Source organism: Kitasatospora sp. NPDC038210, assembly GCF_055600605.1.
Genome location: NZ_JBVJYK010000011.1, coordinates 306,443 through 321,178 on the forward strand (window position 1 = coordinate 306,443; position 14,736 = coordinate 321,178).

The window sequence follows — 14,736 nt, forward strand, 5'->3', positions numbered from 1 at the left end:
GCGGGCTTGCTGTGCTCATCTGACGATCATTTCGTGATCGCGAATCCGTCCCACGGGTGGTCCCGGACCGATAGCGTCTGGTCCGGACGCGTGAGGTGGGGACGGCCGCGCCGGACGTCGAGGGGAGCGTGGGCATGCAGCCGCTGGCAGCGGACGATCCGCGGCAGGTGGGCGAGTACCGGCTGCTGCGGCAGCTCGGCGCGGGCGGGATGGGCCGGGTCTACCTCGGCCGGACCGCGGGCGGGCGGACCGTCGCCGTCAAGATGGTCCGGCGCGACCTCGCCGAGGACCCCGAGTTCCGCGCCCGGTTCCGTCAGGAGGTGGCGGCCGCCCGACGGGTCGGCGGCACCTGGACGCCACCGGTCCTGGACGCGGACACCGAGGGCGGGCAGCTCTGGGTGGCCACCGGCTACGTCGCCGGACCACCGCTCACCGCCGCCGTACGGGAGTTCGGACCACTGCCCGAGCCGGCCGTCCGCACCCTCGGCGTCGGCCTCGCCGAGGCGCTCGCCCATGTGCACGGCCTCGGGCTGGTGCACCGGGACGTCAAGCCGTCGAACGTGCTGCTGACCCTGGACGGGCCGCGGCTGATCGACTTCGGCATCGCCCGCGCGCTGGACGCCACCACCGTGCTCACCCAGTCCGGCCAAGTGTTCGGCTCGCCGGGCTTCATGTCGCCGGAGCAGGCGAGCGGGCGGCCCGCCGGACCGGCCGGCGACGTCTTCTCGCTCGGCGCGGTGCTCGCGTTCGCGGCGACCGGCACGATGCCGTTCGGCTCCGGCGTCGGCGCGCCGGTCCTGCTCTACCGGGTGCTGCACGAGGAACCCGACCTCTCCGGGCTGACCGGCCCGCTGCACTCCCTCGTCCGGGACTGCCTCGCCAAGGACCCGTCCGTCCGCCCGACACCCGGACAGCTGCGGCAACGGCTGGACGTCGACGGCACGGCCGCCGCCCGCCTGGGGCACGGGGACTGGCTGCCCGCGGCCCTGGCGGCGGCGGTCGGGCGCAGTGCCGTGCGGCTGCTGGACCTGGAGGGGGAACAGGAGGCCGGGGCGACGCGTGAGGCAGCGGCGGTGAGTGAGGCCGGGGCGACGCGTGAGGCAGCGGCGGTGCGGGAGGTGGCGGCGGCCCGGACGGCCGAGGCGGCGAAGGCGGCACCCGGCGGGGGCGGCGTGCCCGCTGCGCCCGGGTTCGGCCCGCCGCCACCGCCGGGCTACGGCCCGCCGACCGCAGGACCGGTCGGGCCGGTCGGCGCGTTCCCGTCGGCCCCGGTCCCGATGCCGTCCGCACCGGCCACGGTGCCGGGCTACCCGCCGTACCCGCAGCGGCCACGCGGCCGGCGCAGCTACGGCGTGCTGACGGCCGTGCTGGTCGCCGCACTGCTGCTGGGCGGCGGATACCTGCTGGTCGAACAGTGGCTGCCGAACGGCCGGCCGGACGCCGCGAAGAACGCCGGGCGGACCGCCCCGGCCGGGGCCACGACGGCGCCTTCCGCCCCGGCCTCGAAGAACTCCGAGCAGCCGACCGGCGACCGCACCGACCCGGCCGAGGACAGCCCCTCGCCCGGCGCGAGCCCCACCGACCCGGGGCCGGGCATCATCCCGGCGAAGTACCTCGGGACGTGGGTCGGCGAACGCAAGGCCGCCAACGGGGACGTCACCTCCGTCACCCTCACCATCGTCCAGTCGGCGCCGAGTGAGGAGAAGAGCAGGATCCGCGCCGAGACGCCGAAGACCGGCACCTGGTGCGAAGGCGCCTGGACGCTCACCGATGCCGACGAGAGCCGGGTCTCCTACGCCTCCCGGGCGACCGGCTCCTCGCCCGGTTCGGACTGCATGTCCGACCGGTCGATCTACCGGCTGATCACGATGCAGTCGGACGGCACGCTCCACTACAGCACGGACCTGCTCAAGCCGGACCAGTACCTGGTGCTGCGGAAGAAGGGCTGAGGCGCGCGGGACTTCCGGTCCCCGTCGGGCGCCGGGCCGTCAGCGGCCGCGTCGGGCCGGCTCGGGCCCCGTCAGGCCGGTTCGGGCCGCGGGGCGAACAGGCCGAGGCGCGCCCCGGCCAGGGCGCTGGCGGCGGCCAGGTCCGCGTCGGCCTCGGTGAGGGTGTCGGCCATGACCAGGGCGCGGTAGTACAGCGGGCCGGCGACGTGTTTGGCGAGCAGGGCCGTGTCGGTGCCCGGCGGGAGGTCGCCACGGCCGACGGCGGCCTGTACGACGGGGTCGATCCGGGCGATCCGGGCGGCGAAGAAGCGGTCGACGAGCGCCCTGATCTCCGCCGAGGCGTGGCCGCCGGAGACCAGCGCCCGTACCGTCGCGATCCCGGCCCGGCCGGCCATCGCCGCGACGAAGTCCCGGGCGGCGGCGCGCATCGACCCGTCGAGGTCGGCGGTGTCGGGCAGCAGCCGGAACGTCGGGTCCAGGACGTCCTCCAGGGCGGCCGCCACCAGGTTGCCTTTGGTCCCCCAGCGCCGGTAGACGGTGGTCTTGTGCACCCCGGCGCGGTCGGCCACGGCCTCGGTGCTGAACCGGTCGAAGCCCTGCTCGGCCAGCTCCTGCAGCGCGGCCGCGAACACCGCGGCCCGGGTCCGGGCCGTACGGCCTCCGGGCCTGACGTCGCCCCACCCGGCCGTGTCCGCCCCCATCGCCTCAACTTCCCCGTCGCGGTTGTCGGTTGCGCTTGATTCTGCCGGTCTGCAAGACTTCCCGAGCATAACGCAACCGCTTGTTGCTTTAGTGGGCTTATGCGTTGCCGACCTGGCCTTCTACGGGGGGATTGCCATGTTCGACGGGTTGTGCCACTCATTCCGGTTCTTCCGGTTGTTCCATCACGCGCCCGCGACCGCGGTTCTCCGCATCGACCCCGCCCTCGGCGCCGCCGGCCCGCAGCACGTGCCGACCGGCCGGCTCACGGCCCGCGGCACGGCCGCCTAGGGACCTCGGCCCGACGACACGAAGCCCGGAGGCACGAAGCCCGGAGGCCCGCCGGGTCCGCCCGGTCGGGACCCGCAGTCTCGATCACGTCATGGAACACTCCGCACTACCTCAAGGAAGCGCCATCGTGTCCAGCACCAACCCGAAGATCGCGGCCATCAGCACGTTCTTCGCCGCCTACGCCGCCTACGACTTCGACGGCATGCGGGAAGTCCTCACCGACGACATCGAGTGGACGATCCCCGGCCACCACGCACTGTCCGGCACCAAGCGCGGCGTGGAGGAGGTCGTGGCCTTCTTCAACCAGTTGGGCAAGGCCGGGTTCCAGGCCGAGCCGCTGTTCCTGGAGGCCAACGACGAGTACGTGGTCGACATCCACCGCGGCTTCTCCACCCAGGGGGTCGGCCAGGTCGACACCATGTGGGCGCTGGTCTGGCACTTCAACGCCGACGGCAAGGTGGACCGGGTGCACAACCTGTCCGGCGACCAGCACCAGATGGACGCCTTCGTGTGGGCCAACTACACCCTGGCGCCGATCCCCGACCGGCTCGCCTGAGGTCGGCGGGCGCGACGGCCCGGCGCGTCGAGCGGTCCGGGCCGTCGCCGCCGCCTGCACAGGAAGCCGGCCCGTCCGCCGTCGGCCGACCCGACCGCGCGGGTCCGCGGGCCCGCGGACCCGGACGGTCACCCCGCCCAGCGCGTGCCGGATGATGGAGGACGGGGACAGGACGCTGAGAGGGGAAGCGCAGTGACGGACAGCGAATCCATCGGGTCGGAGCCCGGCCTTCGGTCGCACCGCGGAGGGCCGGACACCCTCGCGACCGCCACCCGGCCCGAGGCCCCGGCCGCGCCCGCCCCGGGTGCGGCAGCCCCGAGCGGGAGCGCGCGGCCGCGGAGGTCGCTGCTGCGGCGGCTGGCCGTCCTGGTCCTCGTCCTCGTGGTCCTGTGCCTCCCGCCGTGGTGGACGCTGTTCGCCTCCGGCGCCGACTGGCCGTTGCCGGTCTTCCTGGCCGGCACGGCCGTGTTCGCCGCCTGGCTGGTCTCCTTCCCCTTCCTGATGGTCGCGGGCCACGGCCGACGGCGCTCCGACCGGGCCGCGCGCATCGCGGACACCAGCCTCGGGATGATCTGGGTGCTGTTCACCTGGTCGGTGCTGGGCGGCTCGGTGGACCTCGTGCTGGCCGGACTCGACGTCGGCGGCGTCGGCCGGGCCAGGGCCGTGGCCGTGGCCGTCGCCGTGGTCTGCGCCGGGCTCCTGGGCTGGGGACACCACGAGGCGATGCGCGTGCCCCGGGTGAAGCGGCTGGACGTCCGTCTCCCCCGACTCGGCGGGGGCCTGGACGGGACGCGTGTCGTGGTGCTGGCCGACACCCACTACGGGCCGATCGACCGGGCGGGCTGGTCGGCGCGGGTCACCGAGGCCGTCAACGCCCTCGACGCGGACGTCGTGGTCCACGCCGGCGACATCGCCGACGGCACGCCCGCCCAGCGCCGGGATCAGTCCGCGCCGCTCGGCACGATCCGGGCCCGGCTGGCCAAGGTCTACGTCACCGGGAACCACGAGTACGGCAGCGAGGCGCAGGGCTGGCTGGACCGCATGGCGGACCTCGGCTGGGATCCGCTGCACAACCGCCACGTCGTGGTGGAGCGCGGTGGGGACGCCCTCGTCCTCGCCGGCGTGGACGACGTGACCGCGGAGTCCTCCGGCCTGGCCGGGCACCGCGCCGACCTGGTCGACGCGCTGGCGGGGGCGGACCCCGACCGTCCGGTCCTGCTCGTCGCCCACCAGCCCAAGTACGTCCCGCAGGCCGCTGCCGCCGGCATCGACCTGCAGGTCTCCGGCCACACCCACGGCGGCCAGATCTGGCCGTTCAACTTCCTCGTCCGGCTCGACCAGCCCGTGGTGCACGGCCTCAGCCGGCACGGGGAGCGCACCCAGCTCTACACCAGCCGGGGCACCGGCTTCTGGGGGCCGCCCTTCCGGGTCTTCGCACCGAGCGAGATCACCCTGCTCACCCTGCGCTCCGGTGACGCGCCGGCCACCGCCTGACACGCCGCCCTCACGACAGCAACAGCCGTGTGCCCGGCGGGAGTTCGCCCGCCCGGGCGGCGTCGTGGAGGTGTGCCAGCAGGGTGGAGCGCAGCGCCTCGGCGGCGCGGGTGGGCGGCACCTCGTGGCCGTGCGCGACGGCGATGGTGCGGCCCAGGCCCGGCCCGGCGAACGGGGTCACCGCGAGGCCCGAGCGGGCCGCCACCATGCCGGGGACGACGGCGGGCCCGATCCCGGCCCGGACGAAGCCCAGCACCGCGTCCATCTCCCCGCCCTCGACCGCGAACTCCGGTTCGAACCCGGCCGCCCGGCAGGCCGCCAAGGTCGCCTCCCGTACGTCGTAGCCCTCCCGGAACATCACCAGCGGCCGGTCCCGCAGCTCGGTCACCCGCGCCTTGCGCCGGGCGCGCCGCTCAGCGGAGACCAGTACCAGCTCCTCGTGCAGCAGCTCGGTGACGGCCAGGGCGGGCGCCTGTCCCCCGGTGGGCGGGGTGATGATCAGCGCGAGGTCCAGCTCGCCCGCCGCCAGTGAGCGGACCAGGTCGCGCGAGCCGCCCTCGCGGACCACCAGTGCCACGCCCGGGTAGCGGTCCCGGAAGACCCGCAGGACGTCCGGCACCAGGCTGGTGCACAGGCTCGGCGGTGCACCGAGCCGGACCCTGCCGCGCCGCAGCTGCACCGTCTCCTGGACGGCCAGCCGGGCGCTCTCGGTGTCCGCGAGGATGCGCCGGGCCAGCGGCAGCAGGGCGTCCCCGGCGTCGGTCAGTGCGATGTTGCCCCGGGTGCGGTGGAACAGCTCGGCGCCCAACTCCCTTTCCAGCGAACGGATCTGTTGCGAGAGGGACGGCTGCGCCACGTGCGCGGCCTCGGCCGCCCGGGTGAAGTGGCGGGTCTCGGCCACGGCCAGGAAGTAGCGGAGTTGCTGGAGCTGCACCCGGCCAGGATAGGCCGCACCGATAGCCGGTGCCTATCGTCGCGAGCCGCATCATGTCTTGGACGCACCCTGGTGTCCGTCCCTACCGTTGCAGCCATGACAACCGCGACTCGGACGGGCCGGCATCCGTCCACCCTGGCGACGCTGTGGCGGTCGACCGTCGGCAAGAAGGCGGTCATGGCCGTCACCGGACTGGTCATGCTGCTGTACCTGGTCGCGCACATGCTGGGCAACCTCAAGATCTTCTTCGGCCCGGACGACATCAACGGCTACGCGGCCTGGCTGCGCACCATCGGGCAGCCGTTCCTGGGCCACGCGTGGTTCCTGTGGATGGCCCGGGCCGGCCTGCTGGCCTCCGTCGTGCTGCACGGCGTCTCGGCCTACCAGCTCAGCCGCCGCGACCTCGCCGCCCGGCCGAGCAAGTACGCGCACAAGCGCCGCCGCGCGAGCTACGCGACCCGGACCATGCGCTGGGGCGGGGTGATCCTGGCGCTGTTCATCGTCTGGCACATCCTCGACCTGACCACGCTGACCGTGAACCCCGCTGCCGAGGAGGGCCACCCGTACCAGAACGTCGTCGCCTCGTTCGACCGCTGGTACGTCGACGTGTTCTACGTCGTCGCGATGCTGGCCGTCGGCCTGCACGTCCGGCACGGCTTCTGGAGCGCCGCGCAGACCCTCGGCGCCAACAACGCCCGCCGGGACCGCGCGCTGAAGCTGACCGCCAACGGCCTGGCGCTCGTGCTGACGGCCGGGTTCCTGTCCGTCCCCGTGGCCGTGATGACCGGAGTGGTGAAGTGAGCTACCAGGATTACACCGTCGGCGAGCCGATCGCCGACACCAGGGCCCCGGCCGGGCCGATCGAACAGCGCTGGGACCAACGGCGGTTCGACGCCAAGCTGGTCAACCCGGCCAACCGGCGCAAGCACACCGTGATCGTCGTGGGCACCGGCCTGGCCGGCGGCGCCGCCGGCGCCACGCTCGCCGAACAGGGCTACCACGTCGTCCAGTTCTGCTTCCAGGACTCCCCGCGCCGCGCCCACTCGATCGCCGCCCAGGGCGGCATCAACGCGGCCAAGAACTACCGCAACGACGGCGACTCGATCCGCCGGCTGTTCTACGACACCGTCAAGGGCGGTGACTTCCGCGCCCGGGAGTCCAACGTGCACCGGCTCGCCCAGGTGTCGGTGGAGATCATCGACCAGTGCGTGGCCCAGGGCGTGCCGTTCGCCCGCGAGTACGGCGGCCTGCTGGACACCCGCTCCTTCGGCGGCGTGCAGGTCTCCCGCACCTTCTACGCCCGCGGCCAGACCGGCCAGCAGTTGCTGCTCGGCGCCTACCAGGCGCTCTCCCGGCAGATCGCCGCCGGGAACGTGGAGATGCACCCGCGCACCGAGATGCTGGACCTGCTGGTCGTCGACGGCCGGGCCCGCGGCATCGTCGCCCGCGACCTGGTCACCGGTGACATCCGCAGCTACACGGCCGACGCCGTCGTCCTCGCCAGCGGCGGCTACGGCAACGTCTTCTACCTCTCCACCAACGCCAAGAACTCCAACGCCACCGCGATCTGGCGGGCGCACCGGCGCGGCGCGCACTTCGCCAACCCGTGCTTCACCCAGATCCACCCGACCTGCATCCCGCGCTCCGGCGACCACCAGTCCAAGCTCACCCTGATGAGCGAGTCGCTGCGCAACGACGGCCGGATCTGGGTGCCCAAGGCCCAGGGCGACACCAGGGCGCCGGCCGAGATCCCCGAGGAGGAGCGGGACTACTACCTGGAGCGGATCTACCCGTCCTTCGGCAACCTGGTGCCGCGCGACATCGCCTCCCGGGCCGCCAAGAACGTCTGCGACGAGGGCCGCGGCGTCGGCCCCGGAGGCCAGGGCGTCTACCTGGACTTCGCCGACGCGATCCGCCGGATGGGCCGGGACGCCGTCGAGGCCAAGTACGGCAACCTCTTCGAGATGTACGAGCGGATCACCGCCGAGGACCCGTACCGGGTGCCGATGCGGATCTACCCGGCGATCCACTACACGATGGGCGGGCTCTGGGTCGACTACGACCTGCAGACCACCGTCCCGGGCCTGTTCGCGATCGGGGAGGCCAACTTCTCCGACCACGGCGCCAACCGGCTCGGCGCCAGCGCCCTCATGCAGGGCCTCGCCGACGGCTACTTCGTGCTGCCGCCCACCCTCAACGACTACCTGGCCCGCAACCCGCTGCCCGCCGTGCCCGCCGACCACCCGGTGCTCGCCGGGACCACGGCCGAGGTCGAGGACCGGCTCAACCTGATCCTCGCGGTGGACGGCGACCGCACCCCGGACTCCTTCCACCGGGAACTCGGCGAACTGCTCTGGGACGAGTGCGGGATGGCCCGCGACGAGGCCGGCCTGACCCGGGCCCTGGAGCGGATCCCGCAGCTGCGCGAGGAGTTCTGGCGCCGGATCAAGGTGCCGGGCACCGGGCAGGAGCTCAACCAGTCGCTGGAGAAGGCCAACCGGCTCGTCGACTACTTCGAGCTGGCCGAGCTGATGTGCCTGGACGCCCTGCACCGCGCCGAGTCCTGCGGCGGCCACTTCCGCACCGAGAGCCAGACCCCCGACGGCGAGGCCGCCCGGCGCGACGAGGAGTTCTCGTACGCCGCCGCCTGGGAGTTCACCGGCACCGGCGCGGCGCCCGTCCTCCACCGCGAGGCGCTCGACTTCGACCACGTCCACCCCACCCAGCGGAGCTACGCATGAACCTCACCCTGCGCATCTGGCGCCAGGCGGGCCCGGACGCACCCGGGTCGATGACCACCTACCGGGTCAGCGGGATCAGCCCGGACATGTCCTTCCTGGAGATGCTCGACACCCTCAACGAGGAGCTGATCACCCGCGGCGACCAGCCGGTCGCCTTCGACCACGACTGCCGCGAGGGCATCTGCGGCGCCTGCGGCATGGTCATCAACGGCCAGGCGCACGGCCCCGAGCGGACCACCACCTGCCAGCTGCACATGCGGCACTTCCGGGACGGTGACACCATCGACGTCGAGCCGTGGCGGGCCGCCGCCTTCCCGGTGGTCAAGGACCTGGTGGTGGACCGCTCGGCCTTCGACCGGATCATCGGCTCCGGCGGTTACATCACCGCCCCGACCGGCAGCGCCCCCGAGGCGCACGCCACGCCCGTGCCCAAGGAGGCCGCCGACACCGCCTTCGAGCACGCCGAGTGCATCGGCTGCGGTGCCTGCGTGGCGGCCTGCCCGAACGGTTCGGCGATGCTCTTCACCTCCGCCAAGGTCGTCCACCTCAACGTGCTCCCGCAGGGCGCACCGGAACGGGCCTCCCGGGTGCGGAACATGGTCGCGGCGATGGACGCCGAGGGCTTCGGCGGCTGCACCAACACCGGCGAGTGCGCCACCGCCTGCCCCAAGGGGATCCCGCTGCCCAGCATCGCGGCGATGAACCGGGAGTTCCTGCGGGCCGCCCGCGGCTGACGCTCCCCCACACGCGGTCGGGACCACCGACCGTCGGCCCCTCGCGCTGGTGCTCGCGCGAGGGGCCGCCCCTGTCCGGCGGGGCGTGCGGCGCCATTTCGCGCTCCCCGTACGGGTGGTGGATCGTCGGGAGCGGTGCTCGTGGGCGGAAAATCGCGCTACGGTGGTGCTCCGCTACGGAGGGACGGCATATGCCCGAGGTTCAGTCCTGCTCCGGCTGCGGCGGGTCCGGGGGGACCCAGAAGACCGAGGCAACGGTCGAACTGGACGAGGAAGGGAGCATGGTGCCCAGGGTCCACGAATTCTGGTCGCCCTGCGGTCGGTGCCACGGATCCGGGACGGTGATCGTCGGATGAGGTTGGTCTTCGAGTGCGTCGAGTGCGGTGGGCACTACCTGCCGCCCGAGGAGATGGTGTACCCGGACGGGCCGGCCTCGCCGGTCTGGTGCACGGGCTGCCACAGCGCCAAGCGCGAGGCCGGTGTCCGGGAGGACCCGCTGCTCGCCCGCGTCGCCCTGGCCGCCGCCCGCGCCGCGCTCGCCCGGCGGGCCGCCGAGGCCGCCGACCAGGCCGTGCGCGGCGACGTCCGCCCGTCCCGGCCGCCGCTGTCCCGCCGGGCCCGCTCGGGGCCGGGCGGGTTGCGCAGCAAGCTGGGCTGAACCGGCCGGGGCCCGGCCGGACGGGCGGACGAGGCATCGCGCGGAGACCTTCTGACGATCCGTCAAAGTTCGTTCACAGCACCGGATTTGTGCACGGCTCGAAGCTGCTGGTTTATTGGCGTACCTCGTTCGAGAGCCTTGGGGGGCGCCATGCAGCCGACCGAACCGGCTGGCTCGACCTGGGCCGGACACACCGGCCCCACTCCGTTCATGCCACCGCCACCGCCACCACCACCGGCGGCCGCGCCGGTCCCACCCCCTGGGTTCACACCCACCCGGCGCACCATCCGGGTGGCCGTGACCAAGCGGATCCTCTGGGTCGGGGAAGCGGCGTACCCGCTGGCGACCGTCGCCCGGGCGAGCATCACGATCATCGTGCCGGACAAGTTCGGCGCGATCGGACGCCTCTTCAAGTTCGCGGGCACGGTCATCACGGCCGCGTTCCTGCTCAATGCCGTCAACGGCGCTGCCGCCGGCGCACTGGGCGGTGGCCAGGAAGGCTCCGACTCGGGGTGGCCCGTGGTGCTGGCGCTGGTCGCCGTGGTGCTCTACTTCGTGTTCGTCACCCTTCCGGTCCTGCGACAGAACCGTCTCTACGCGCTGACCATCGACACGGCGGGACCGCCGACCGCACTGCTGGCCTGGGACTCGCCGGGGCCCGCCTACGAACTGCAGGCCGCCGTCACACGGGCGATCGAGAACCCGCAGATCGAGTTCCAGCAGTTCGTCAGCAGCATCCACGTCGACCTGCGGCACTACCAGTTCGGCGACAGCGTCAACATCTACGGCGGCAACGGCAACACGGGAGTCAGCAAGTGAGCGGCAACGAACCGCGGTTCCACGTGGGTGACAGCGTCACCATCAACGGCGGCCACCACAACGTCGGCGTCCAGCACAACAACGGCCAGGCCGGCGAGGCCCTGCCGCCCGAGGTCGCCGCGATCTTCGCCCGGCTCGCCGCCGAGGTGGCCGAGTTGGCGCGCGACTCGCGGGTGCACGAGCAGGACCGGCAGAGCCTCACCGAGACCCTCCCGGTACTCCGCGACCCGGCCTCCGAGGAGCAGCGCGGCTGGCGCAACACCCTCCTGCTGCTGGCCGGCGTGACGCAGAGCATCGGCGATGCGGCCGCGCCCGCGCTGGGCCTGGCGAACCAGCTGCTCGCCCTGATCAGCGGCTGACCGGCCGGTGCCCGTCCGGTCGGCGTCCGGTGCGAGGGGCGCGTTCGCGAGGGCCCGGGCCCTCGGCCAGAGGCCAGGGGGCGGCCGGGGTCAGAACAGTGCTTCCTGGGTGTCCGGATCCGGCGGGCGGACCCGCTCCCGGAGGGCCAGGCCCTCGGACGGGCGGTCGGCCACGGGGGTCAGCGTCCAGCCGGTGAGGCGGCGGGTGTCCAGCAGCAGCGGGGCGGAGCCGTCCGCCTGGTCGAGGAAGAGGTGCTTGCCGATCGGCGCCCGGAGGCGGCCCGCGAGCACCGCACCGTCGGCCAGTCCGGCGACCTCCCGGTAGGACTCCGGGGCGCCGGCCGCCAGGCCGTAGCGCTCCACGTGGTCCACCACCCGACGGTCCGCGAGCAGTTCCACGGCGTGGCCGTCCAGCAGCCGGTGCGCCCGGGCGCGGGCCTCGGCGAGCACCGTGCGGCGGTACGGGACGTCCCCGTGCGACCACCAGTGTTCGGCCTTCGTCCGGGACTTGTACCGCTCGCGGGCCAGACCCGAGGCGGCGACGGTGAGTTCGGCGCGGCGCACGGCGGGCAGGCCGCCCCTGGCGGTGAACGCGTAGGCCAGCGCGCCCTGTTCGAGCAACCGGCTGTCGCCGCGCTGCTCGGCGGTCAGGCCGACCTTCAGCAGGCCCTCGCCGAACCAGGCGAGGTAGAGCAGGTAGGTGCGGCCGTCGTCGAGGATCTGGTCCCGGGCCAGGGCGAGGCCGCGGTCCACGCTCTGGCAGGCCGGGCACTGCGTCGCGCCGCCGTCCGGATCGATCACCGCGTGGTGCGGACAGGGGGTGCGCTCCGTCGCCCCGACCAGCCAGGCCCCGGTGCAGCGCCGCGGCCCGCCGAGCAGCCAGCCGACCTCCGCCCCCGGCGCCACCGTACGCTCGTGCACCCGGGCGCCGCGCACGGCCCCGAGCACGGCGCGGCCGTCCTGCCAGCTCAGGCCGGTGGAGATCCAGCCCCCGGGGCCGTCCGGCTGCTGCGGTGCGGGGATCGACACGGGCATCCCTCCTGTGGGTCTTCGATCAGGCGAGGCTACCCGCCGCCACCGACAACCGTGACCCGGCGGCCGACGGGCGACGCGGGGTGGGGGCGCCGCTGCGCCGCAGGTCGCGGGGGCTTGGCCCACTGGGCTGTCCACGTTCTATTGTGGCGGGCGCGGTGGGCGGCGCGGCCGGGAGGCGGCGTGGGGCCCGGCCGGGGTCGGTGCGAGGCGAATGGGGTGGACGGACGGTGTCGGGGCGGCGGAGCAGCGGGGTGCTGGCGATCTGGGCGGAGGCGCAGCGGCAGCAGCAGCGCCGGGAGGAGGCCCGGTGGCGCGCCGAGGCGGCGGAGGAGCGCCGGCGGGAGCGGGAGCAGCGCGAGGCGCAGCGGGCGACTGCCCGCAACGAGCGGGAGGCGCAGCGGGCGTACCAGCAGTCGCGGGAGGCCGAGGCGGCTCGGCGGACGGCCGAACTGGACGACCGGGTCGAGGAGTTGAGGGGTCTGCTGGCGTCCGGGCTGGCCGCGCCGGCGTTCGGTCCACAGGCGCTGTTGGCGCCGAGTGCGGTGCCGCCGTTCGATCCGGGGCCGCTGGGTGAGCCGGTGCCGATGCCGGACCAGGCGTCCGCCGCCTACTTCGTCCCGCCGCCGGATCCGGTGCAGGCCCGCAATCCGGGGGTGCGGCACCAGTACGAGCAGTACCTGGCGCAGGCCCGGGCCCGGTTCGAGCAGGACTGGTACGCCGCGCAGGCGCGGGAGGCGGACCGGCAGCAGCGGCTGGCCGCGTACCACCGGGAGTACGTGGCCCGGGTGGAGCGCTTCCGCCGCGAGGACGAGGAGCGCGGCGCCCGGACCGAGGAGCTGCTGCGCCGGCTGCGGGCGGGCGAGCCGGAGGCGGTGCAGGAGTACTTCACGGCGGGCCTGTACGCCTCGGCGGCCTGGCCGGAGGGCTTTCCGCACCGGCTGGTGGCGGCCTTCGACGCGGCGGGCCGGCAGCTGGTGGTGAACTGGGAGCTGCCGGGGGCGGACGTGGTGCCGGCGGCCGGCCGGGTGCGGTACGTGAAGTCGGACGACCGCGAGGCCGAGGTGGCCCGCCCGGCCACGGAGCGCAAGGCGCTGTACCGGCAGGTCCTGGCGCAGTCGGCGCTGCGGGTGGTGGCGGAGGTGTTCCGGGCGGACCGGGACGGGCTGCTGGACTCGGTGGTGCTGAACGGCTTCGTCCTCGGCATCGACCCGGCGACCGGCCGGGAGGCCGAGCGCTTCGTGTCGACGCTGACCGCGACCCGGGCCGGCGTCGCCGGGCTGGCGCTGGACCGGGTGGACGCGGTGGAGTGCTTCCAGGGCCTGGGCGGCCGGCTGTCGGCGCGCCCGGAGCGGCTGGACGAGGTCCGGCCGGACCGGCGGCCGGAGACGGTCGGCGGGAGCCTGGCCGGGCACGGCGGCGAGGACGAGCCGGACCTCTTCGAGATGGATCCGCTGGACTTCGAGGACCTGATCGCCGAGCTGTTCCGGCTGCGCGGCTTCCGGGTGATGACGACGGCCCGCAGCGGCGACGTCGGGGTGGACGTGGTCGCCGAGGACCTGGACCCGGTGACCGGCGGCAAGATCGTGATCCAGGCGAAGCGCTACAAGAAGACCGTTCCGCCGACGGCCGTGCGCGACCTGGAGTCCACCGTGCGCCATCACGGCGCGATCAAGGGCATCCTGGTCACCACGGCGGGCTTCGGCCGCGGCTCGTACAGCTACATCGAGGGCAAGCCGTTGACCCTGGTGAGCGGCCCGGAGCTGGTCGAGCTGCTGGCCGAGCAGGGCCTGCGCGGCCGGCTCGGCGGGGGCGCCCCGGCCGCCGCGGGCGCCCGGCCGCAGGAGGCCGACCCGGCCGGGCGGGAGACCGCGCTCACGGTGAGCTGGCAGAGCCGGACGGCCGGCGGGGACGCGGTGGAGCTGGACGTCACCGCCTTCCTGTGCGCCGGGGGCCGGGTGCTCAGCGACGAGCACTTCGTGTTCTTCAACAGCCCGCAGGACCCGGACGGTGCGGTCCGGCTGCACCCGACCCGCTCGGTGCCGGGCGAGCCGACCCGGGCGGCCCGGCTGACCCTGGAGCCGCACCGGCTGCCGGCCGCGGTCGAGGAGGTGGTGGTCGCCGTCTCCACCGAGGAGGAGGAGCCGCCGGTGCTGCCGCTGGGGTACGTGCACGGGCTGGCGGTCGCCGCCGCGTACGGGCCCGGTGCGGCCGGTCCGGCGGACTGGGCGGGCACCACCGGCGGGGTGCCGGACAGCGCGATGGTGCTGGGTGCCTTCCGGCGTTCGGGCGGCGGCTGGGAGTTCAGCCCGTCCGGCCGGGCGGTGACGAACGGTCTGGCGGGGCTGGCGACGGCCTTCGGGGTCGCGGTGGAGTAGCGGCCCGGGGGGGGGGGGGGAGGGGGGGAGCCACAGTGTCCCATGGGGGGGGAGCGGTCGGGTGTGGTGGGGATTAGCTTTTCGAAGGCGAA

13 protein-coding genes are annotated in these 14,736 nt (G+C 74.2%); 10 read left to right on the plus strand and 3 right to left on the minus strand.

What is annotated here, in order from left to right; genetic code table 11:
• Positions 1-134: 134 nt before the first annotated feature.
• The gene (locus ACZ7KX_RS23640) at positions 135-1,949 is read left to right on the plus strand and encodes a serine/threonine-protein kinase (protein WP_470328184.1); all 1,815 of its coding nucleotides are present in this window, start codon (positions 135-137) and stop codon (positions 1,947-1,949) included.
• Positions 1,950-2,020: 71 nt separating this feature from the next.
• On the opposite strand, the gene ACZ7KX_RS23645 is transcribed toward ACZ7KX_RS23640, so the two are convergent.
• Positions 2,021-2,650: a TetR/AcrR family transcriptional regulator gene (locus ACZ7KX_RS23645; protein WP_350526373.1), complete on the minus strand. Its 630-nt coding sequence runs from the start codon at positions 2,648-2,650 to the stop codon at positions 2,021-2,023.
• A gap of 416 nt (positions 2,651-3,066) precedes the next feature.
• On the opposite strand from ACZ7KX_RS23645, the gene ACZ7KX_RS23650 reads away from it, so the two are divergent.
• Both ACZ7KX_RS23650 and ACZ7KX_RS23655 read left to right on the plus strand, forming a co-directional pair.
• Positions 3,067-3,495, plus strand: a complete 429-nt coding sequence (locus ACZ7KX_RS23650) for a nuclear transport factor 2 family protein (RefSeq protein ID WP_350526374.1) — start codon at positions 3,067-3,069, stop codon at positions 3,493-3,495.
• 345 nt (positions 3,496-3,840) lie between these two features.
• Positions 3,841-4,989 (plus strand): metallophosphoesterase, encoded by a 1,149-nt coding sequence (locus ACZ7KX_RS23655; protein WP_470328203.1) that lies wholly within the window; start codon positions 3,841-3,843, stop codon positions 4,987-4,989.
• A 10-nt stretch (positions 4,990-4,999) separates the two neighbouring features.
• Here the strand turns inward: ACZ7KX_RS23655 and ACZ7KX_RS23660 are convergent, their stop codons facing one another.
• A complete protein-coding gene (locus ACZ7KX_RS23660; protein WP_470328185.1) occupies positions 5,000-5,923 on the minus strand; it encodes a LysR family transcriptional regulator in 924 nt (307 codons plus the stop codon).
• Between the two features lie 96 nt (positions 5,924-6,019).
• On the opposite strand from ACZ7KX_RS23660, the gene ACZ7KX_RS23665 reads away from it, so the two are divergent.
• The 6 genes from ACZ7KX_RS23665 to ACZ7KX_RS23690 all read left to right on the plus strand — a co-directional run bounded on the left by ACZ7KX_RS23665 (position 6,020) and on the right by ACZ7KX_RS23690 (position 11,234).
• On the plus strand, positions 6,020-6,724 hold the full coding sequence (locus tag ACZ7KX_RS23665; protein ID WP_470328186.1) for a succinate dehydrogenase cytochrome b subunit: 705 nt from the start codon (positions 6,020-6,022) through the stop codon (positions 6,722-6,724).
• Positions 6,721-8,664 carry a fumarate reductase/succinate dehydrogenase flavoprotein subunit gene (locus ACZ7KX_RS23670; protein WP_470328187.1) on the plus strand — a complete coding sequence of 648 codons (1,944 nt, stop codon included), beginning with the start codon at positions 6,721-6,723 and terminating at the stop codon, positions 8,662-8,664. Before ACZ7KX_RS23665 ends, ACZ7KX_RS23670 begins: the two co-directional genes overlap by 4 nt.
• On the plus strand, positions 8,661-9,398 hold the full coding sequence (locus tag ACZ7KX_RS23675) for a succinate dehydrogenase/fumarate reductase iron-sulfur subunit (protein WP_350526378.1): 738 nt from the start codon (positions 8,661-8,663) through the stop codon (positions 9,396-9,398). The genes ACZ7KX_RS23670 and ACZ7KX_RS23675 overlap by 4 nt, the downstream gene beginning before the upstream one ends.
• Before the next feature lie 352 nt (positions 9,399-9,750).
• Positions 9,751-10,056, plus strand: a complete 306-nt coding sequence (locus ACZ7KX_RS23680; RefSeq protein WP_470328188.1) for a hypothetical protein — start codon at positions 9,751-9,753, stop codon at positions 10,054-10,056.
• A gap of 297 nt (positions 10,057-10,353) precedes the next feature.
• Entirely contained in the window at positions 10,354-10,875 is a 522-nt protein-coding gene (locus tag ACZ7KX_RS23685) for a DUF6232 family protein (protein WP_470328189.1), read from the plus strand.
• Positions 10,872-11,234, plus strand: a complete 363-nt coding sequence (locus ACZ7KX_RS23690; RefSeq protein ID WP_470328190.1) for a hypothetical protein — start codon at positions 10,872-10,874, stop codon at positions 11,232-11,234. Before ACZ7KX_RS23685 ends, ACZ7KX_RS23690 begins: the two co-directional genes overlap by 4 nt.
• A gap of 90 nt (positions 11,235-11,324) precedes the next feature.
• On the opposite strand, the gene ACZ7KX_RS23695 is transcribed toward ACZ7KX_RS23690, so the two are convergent.
• Positions 11,325-12,263, minus strand: a complete 939-nt coding sequence (locus ACZ7KX_RS23695; protein WP_470328191.1) for a DUF2797 domain-containing protein — start codon at positions 12,261-12,263, stop codon at positions 11,325-11,327.
• Between the two features lie 257 nt (positions 12,264-12,520).
• Between ACZ7KX_RS23695 and ACZ7KX_RS23700 the strand changes: the two genes are divergently transcribed.
• Positions 12,521-14,644 (plus strand): restriction endonuclease, encoded by a 2,124-nt coding sequence (locus ACZ7KX_RS23700; protein WP_470328192.1) that lies wholly within the window; start codon positions 12,521-12,523, stop codon positions 14,642-14,644.
• Positions 14,645-14,736: the final 92 nt, after the last annotated feature.

Coding starts and splice junctions, on each gene's coding strand:
- ACZ7KX_RS23640 (WP_470328184.1), top strand. CDS start 135: ATGCAGCCGCTGGCAGCGGACGATCCGCGGCAGGTGGGCGAGTACCGG.
- ACZ7KX_RS23645 (WP_350526373.1), bottom strand. CDS start 2,650: ATGGGGGCGGACACGGCCGGGTGGGGCGACGTCAGGCCCGGAGGCCGT.
- ACZ7KX_RS23665 (WP_470328186.1), top strand. CDS start 6,020: ATGACAACCGCGACTCGGACGGGCCGGCATCCGTCCACCCTGGCGACG.
- ACZ7KX_RS23675 (WP_350526378.1), top strand. CDS start 8,661: ATGAACCTCACCCTGCGCATCTGGCGCCAGGCGGGCCCGGACGCACCC.
- ACZ7KX_RS23680 (WP_470328188.1), top strand. CDS start 9,751: ATGAGGTTGGTCTTCGAGTGCGTCGAGTGCGGTGGGCACTACCTGCCG.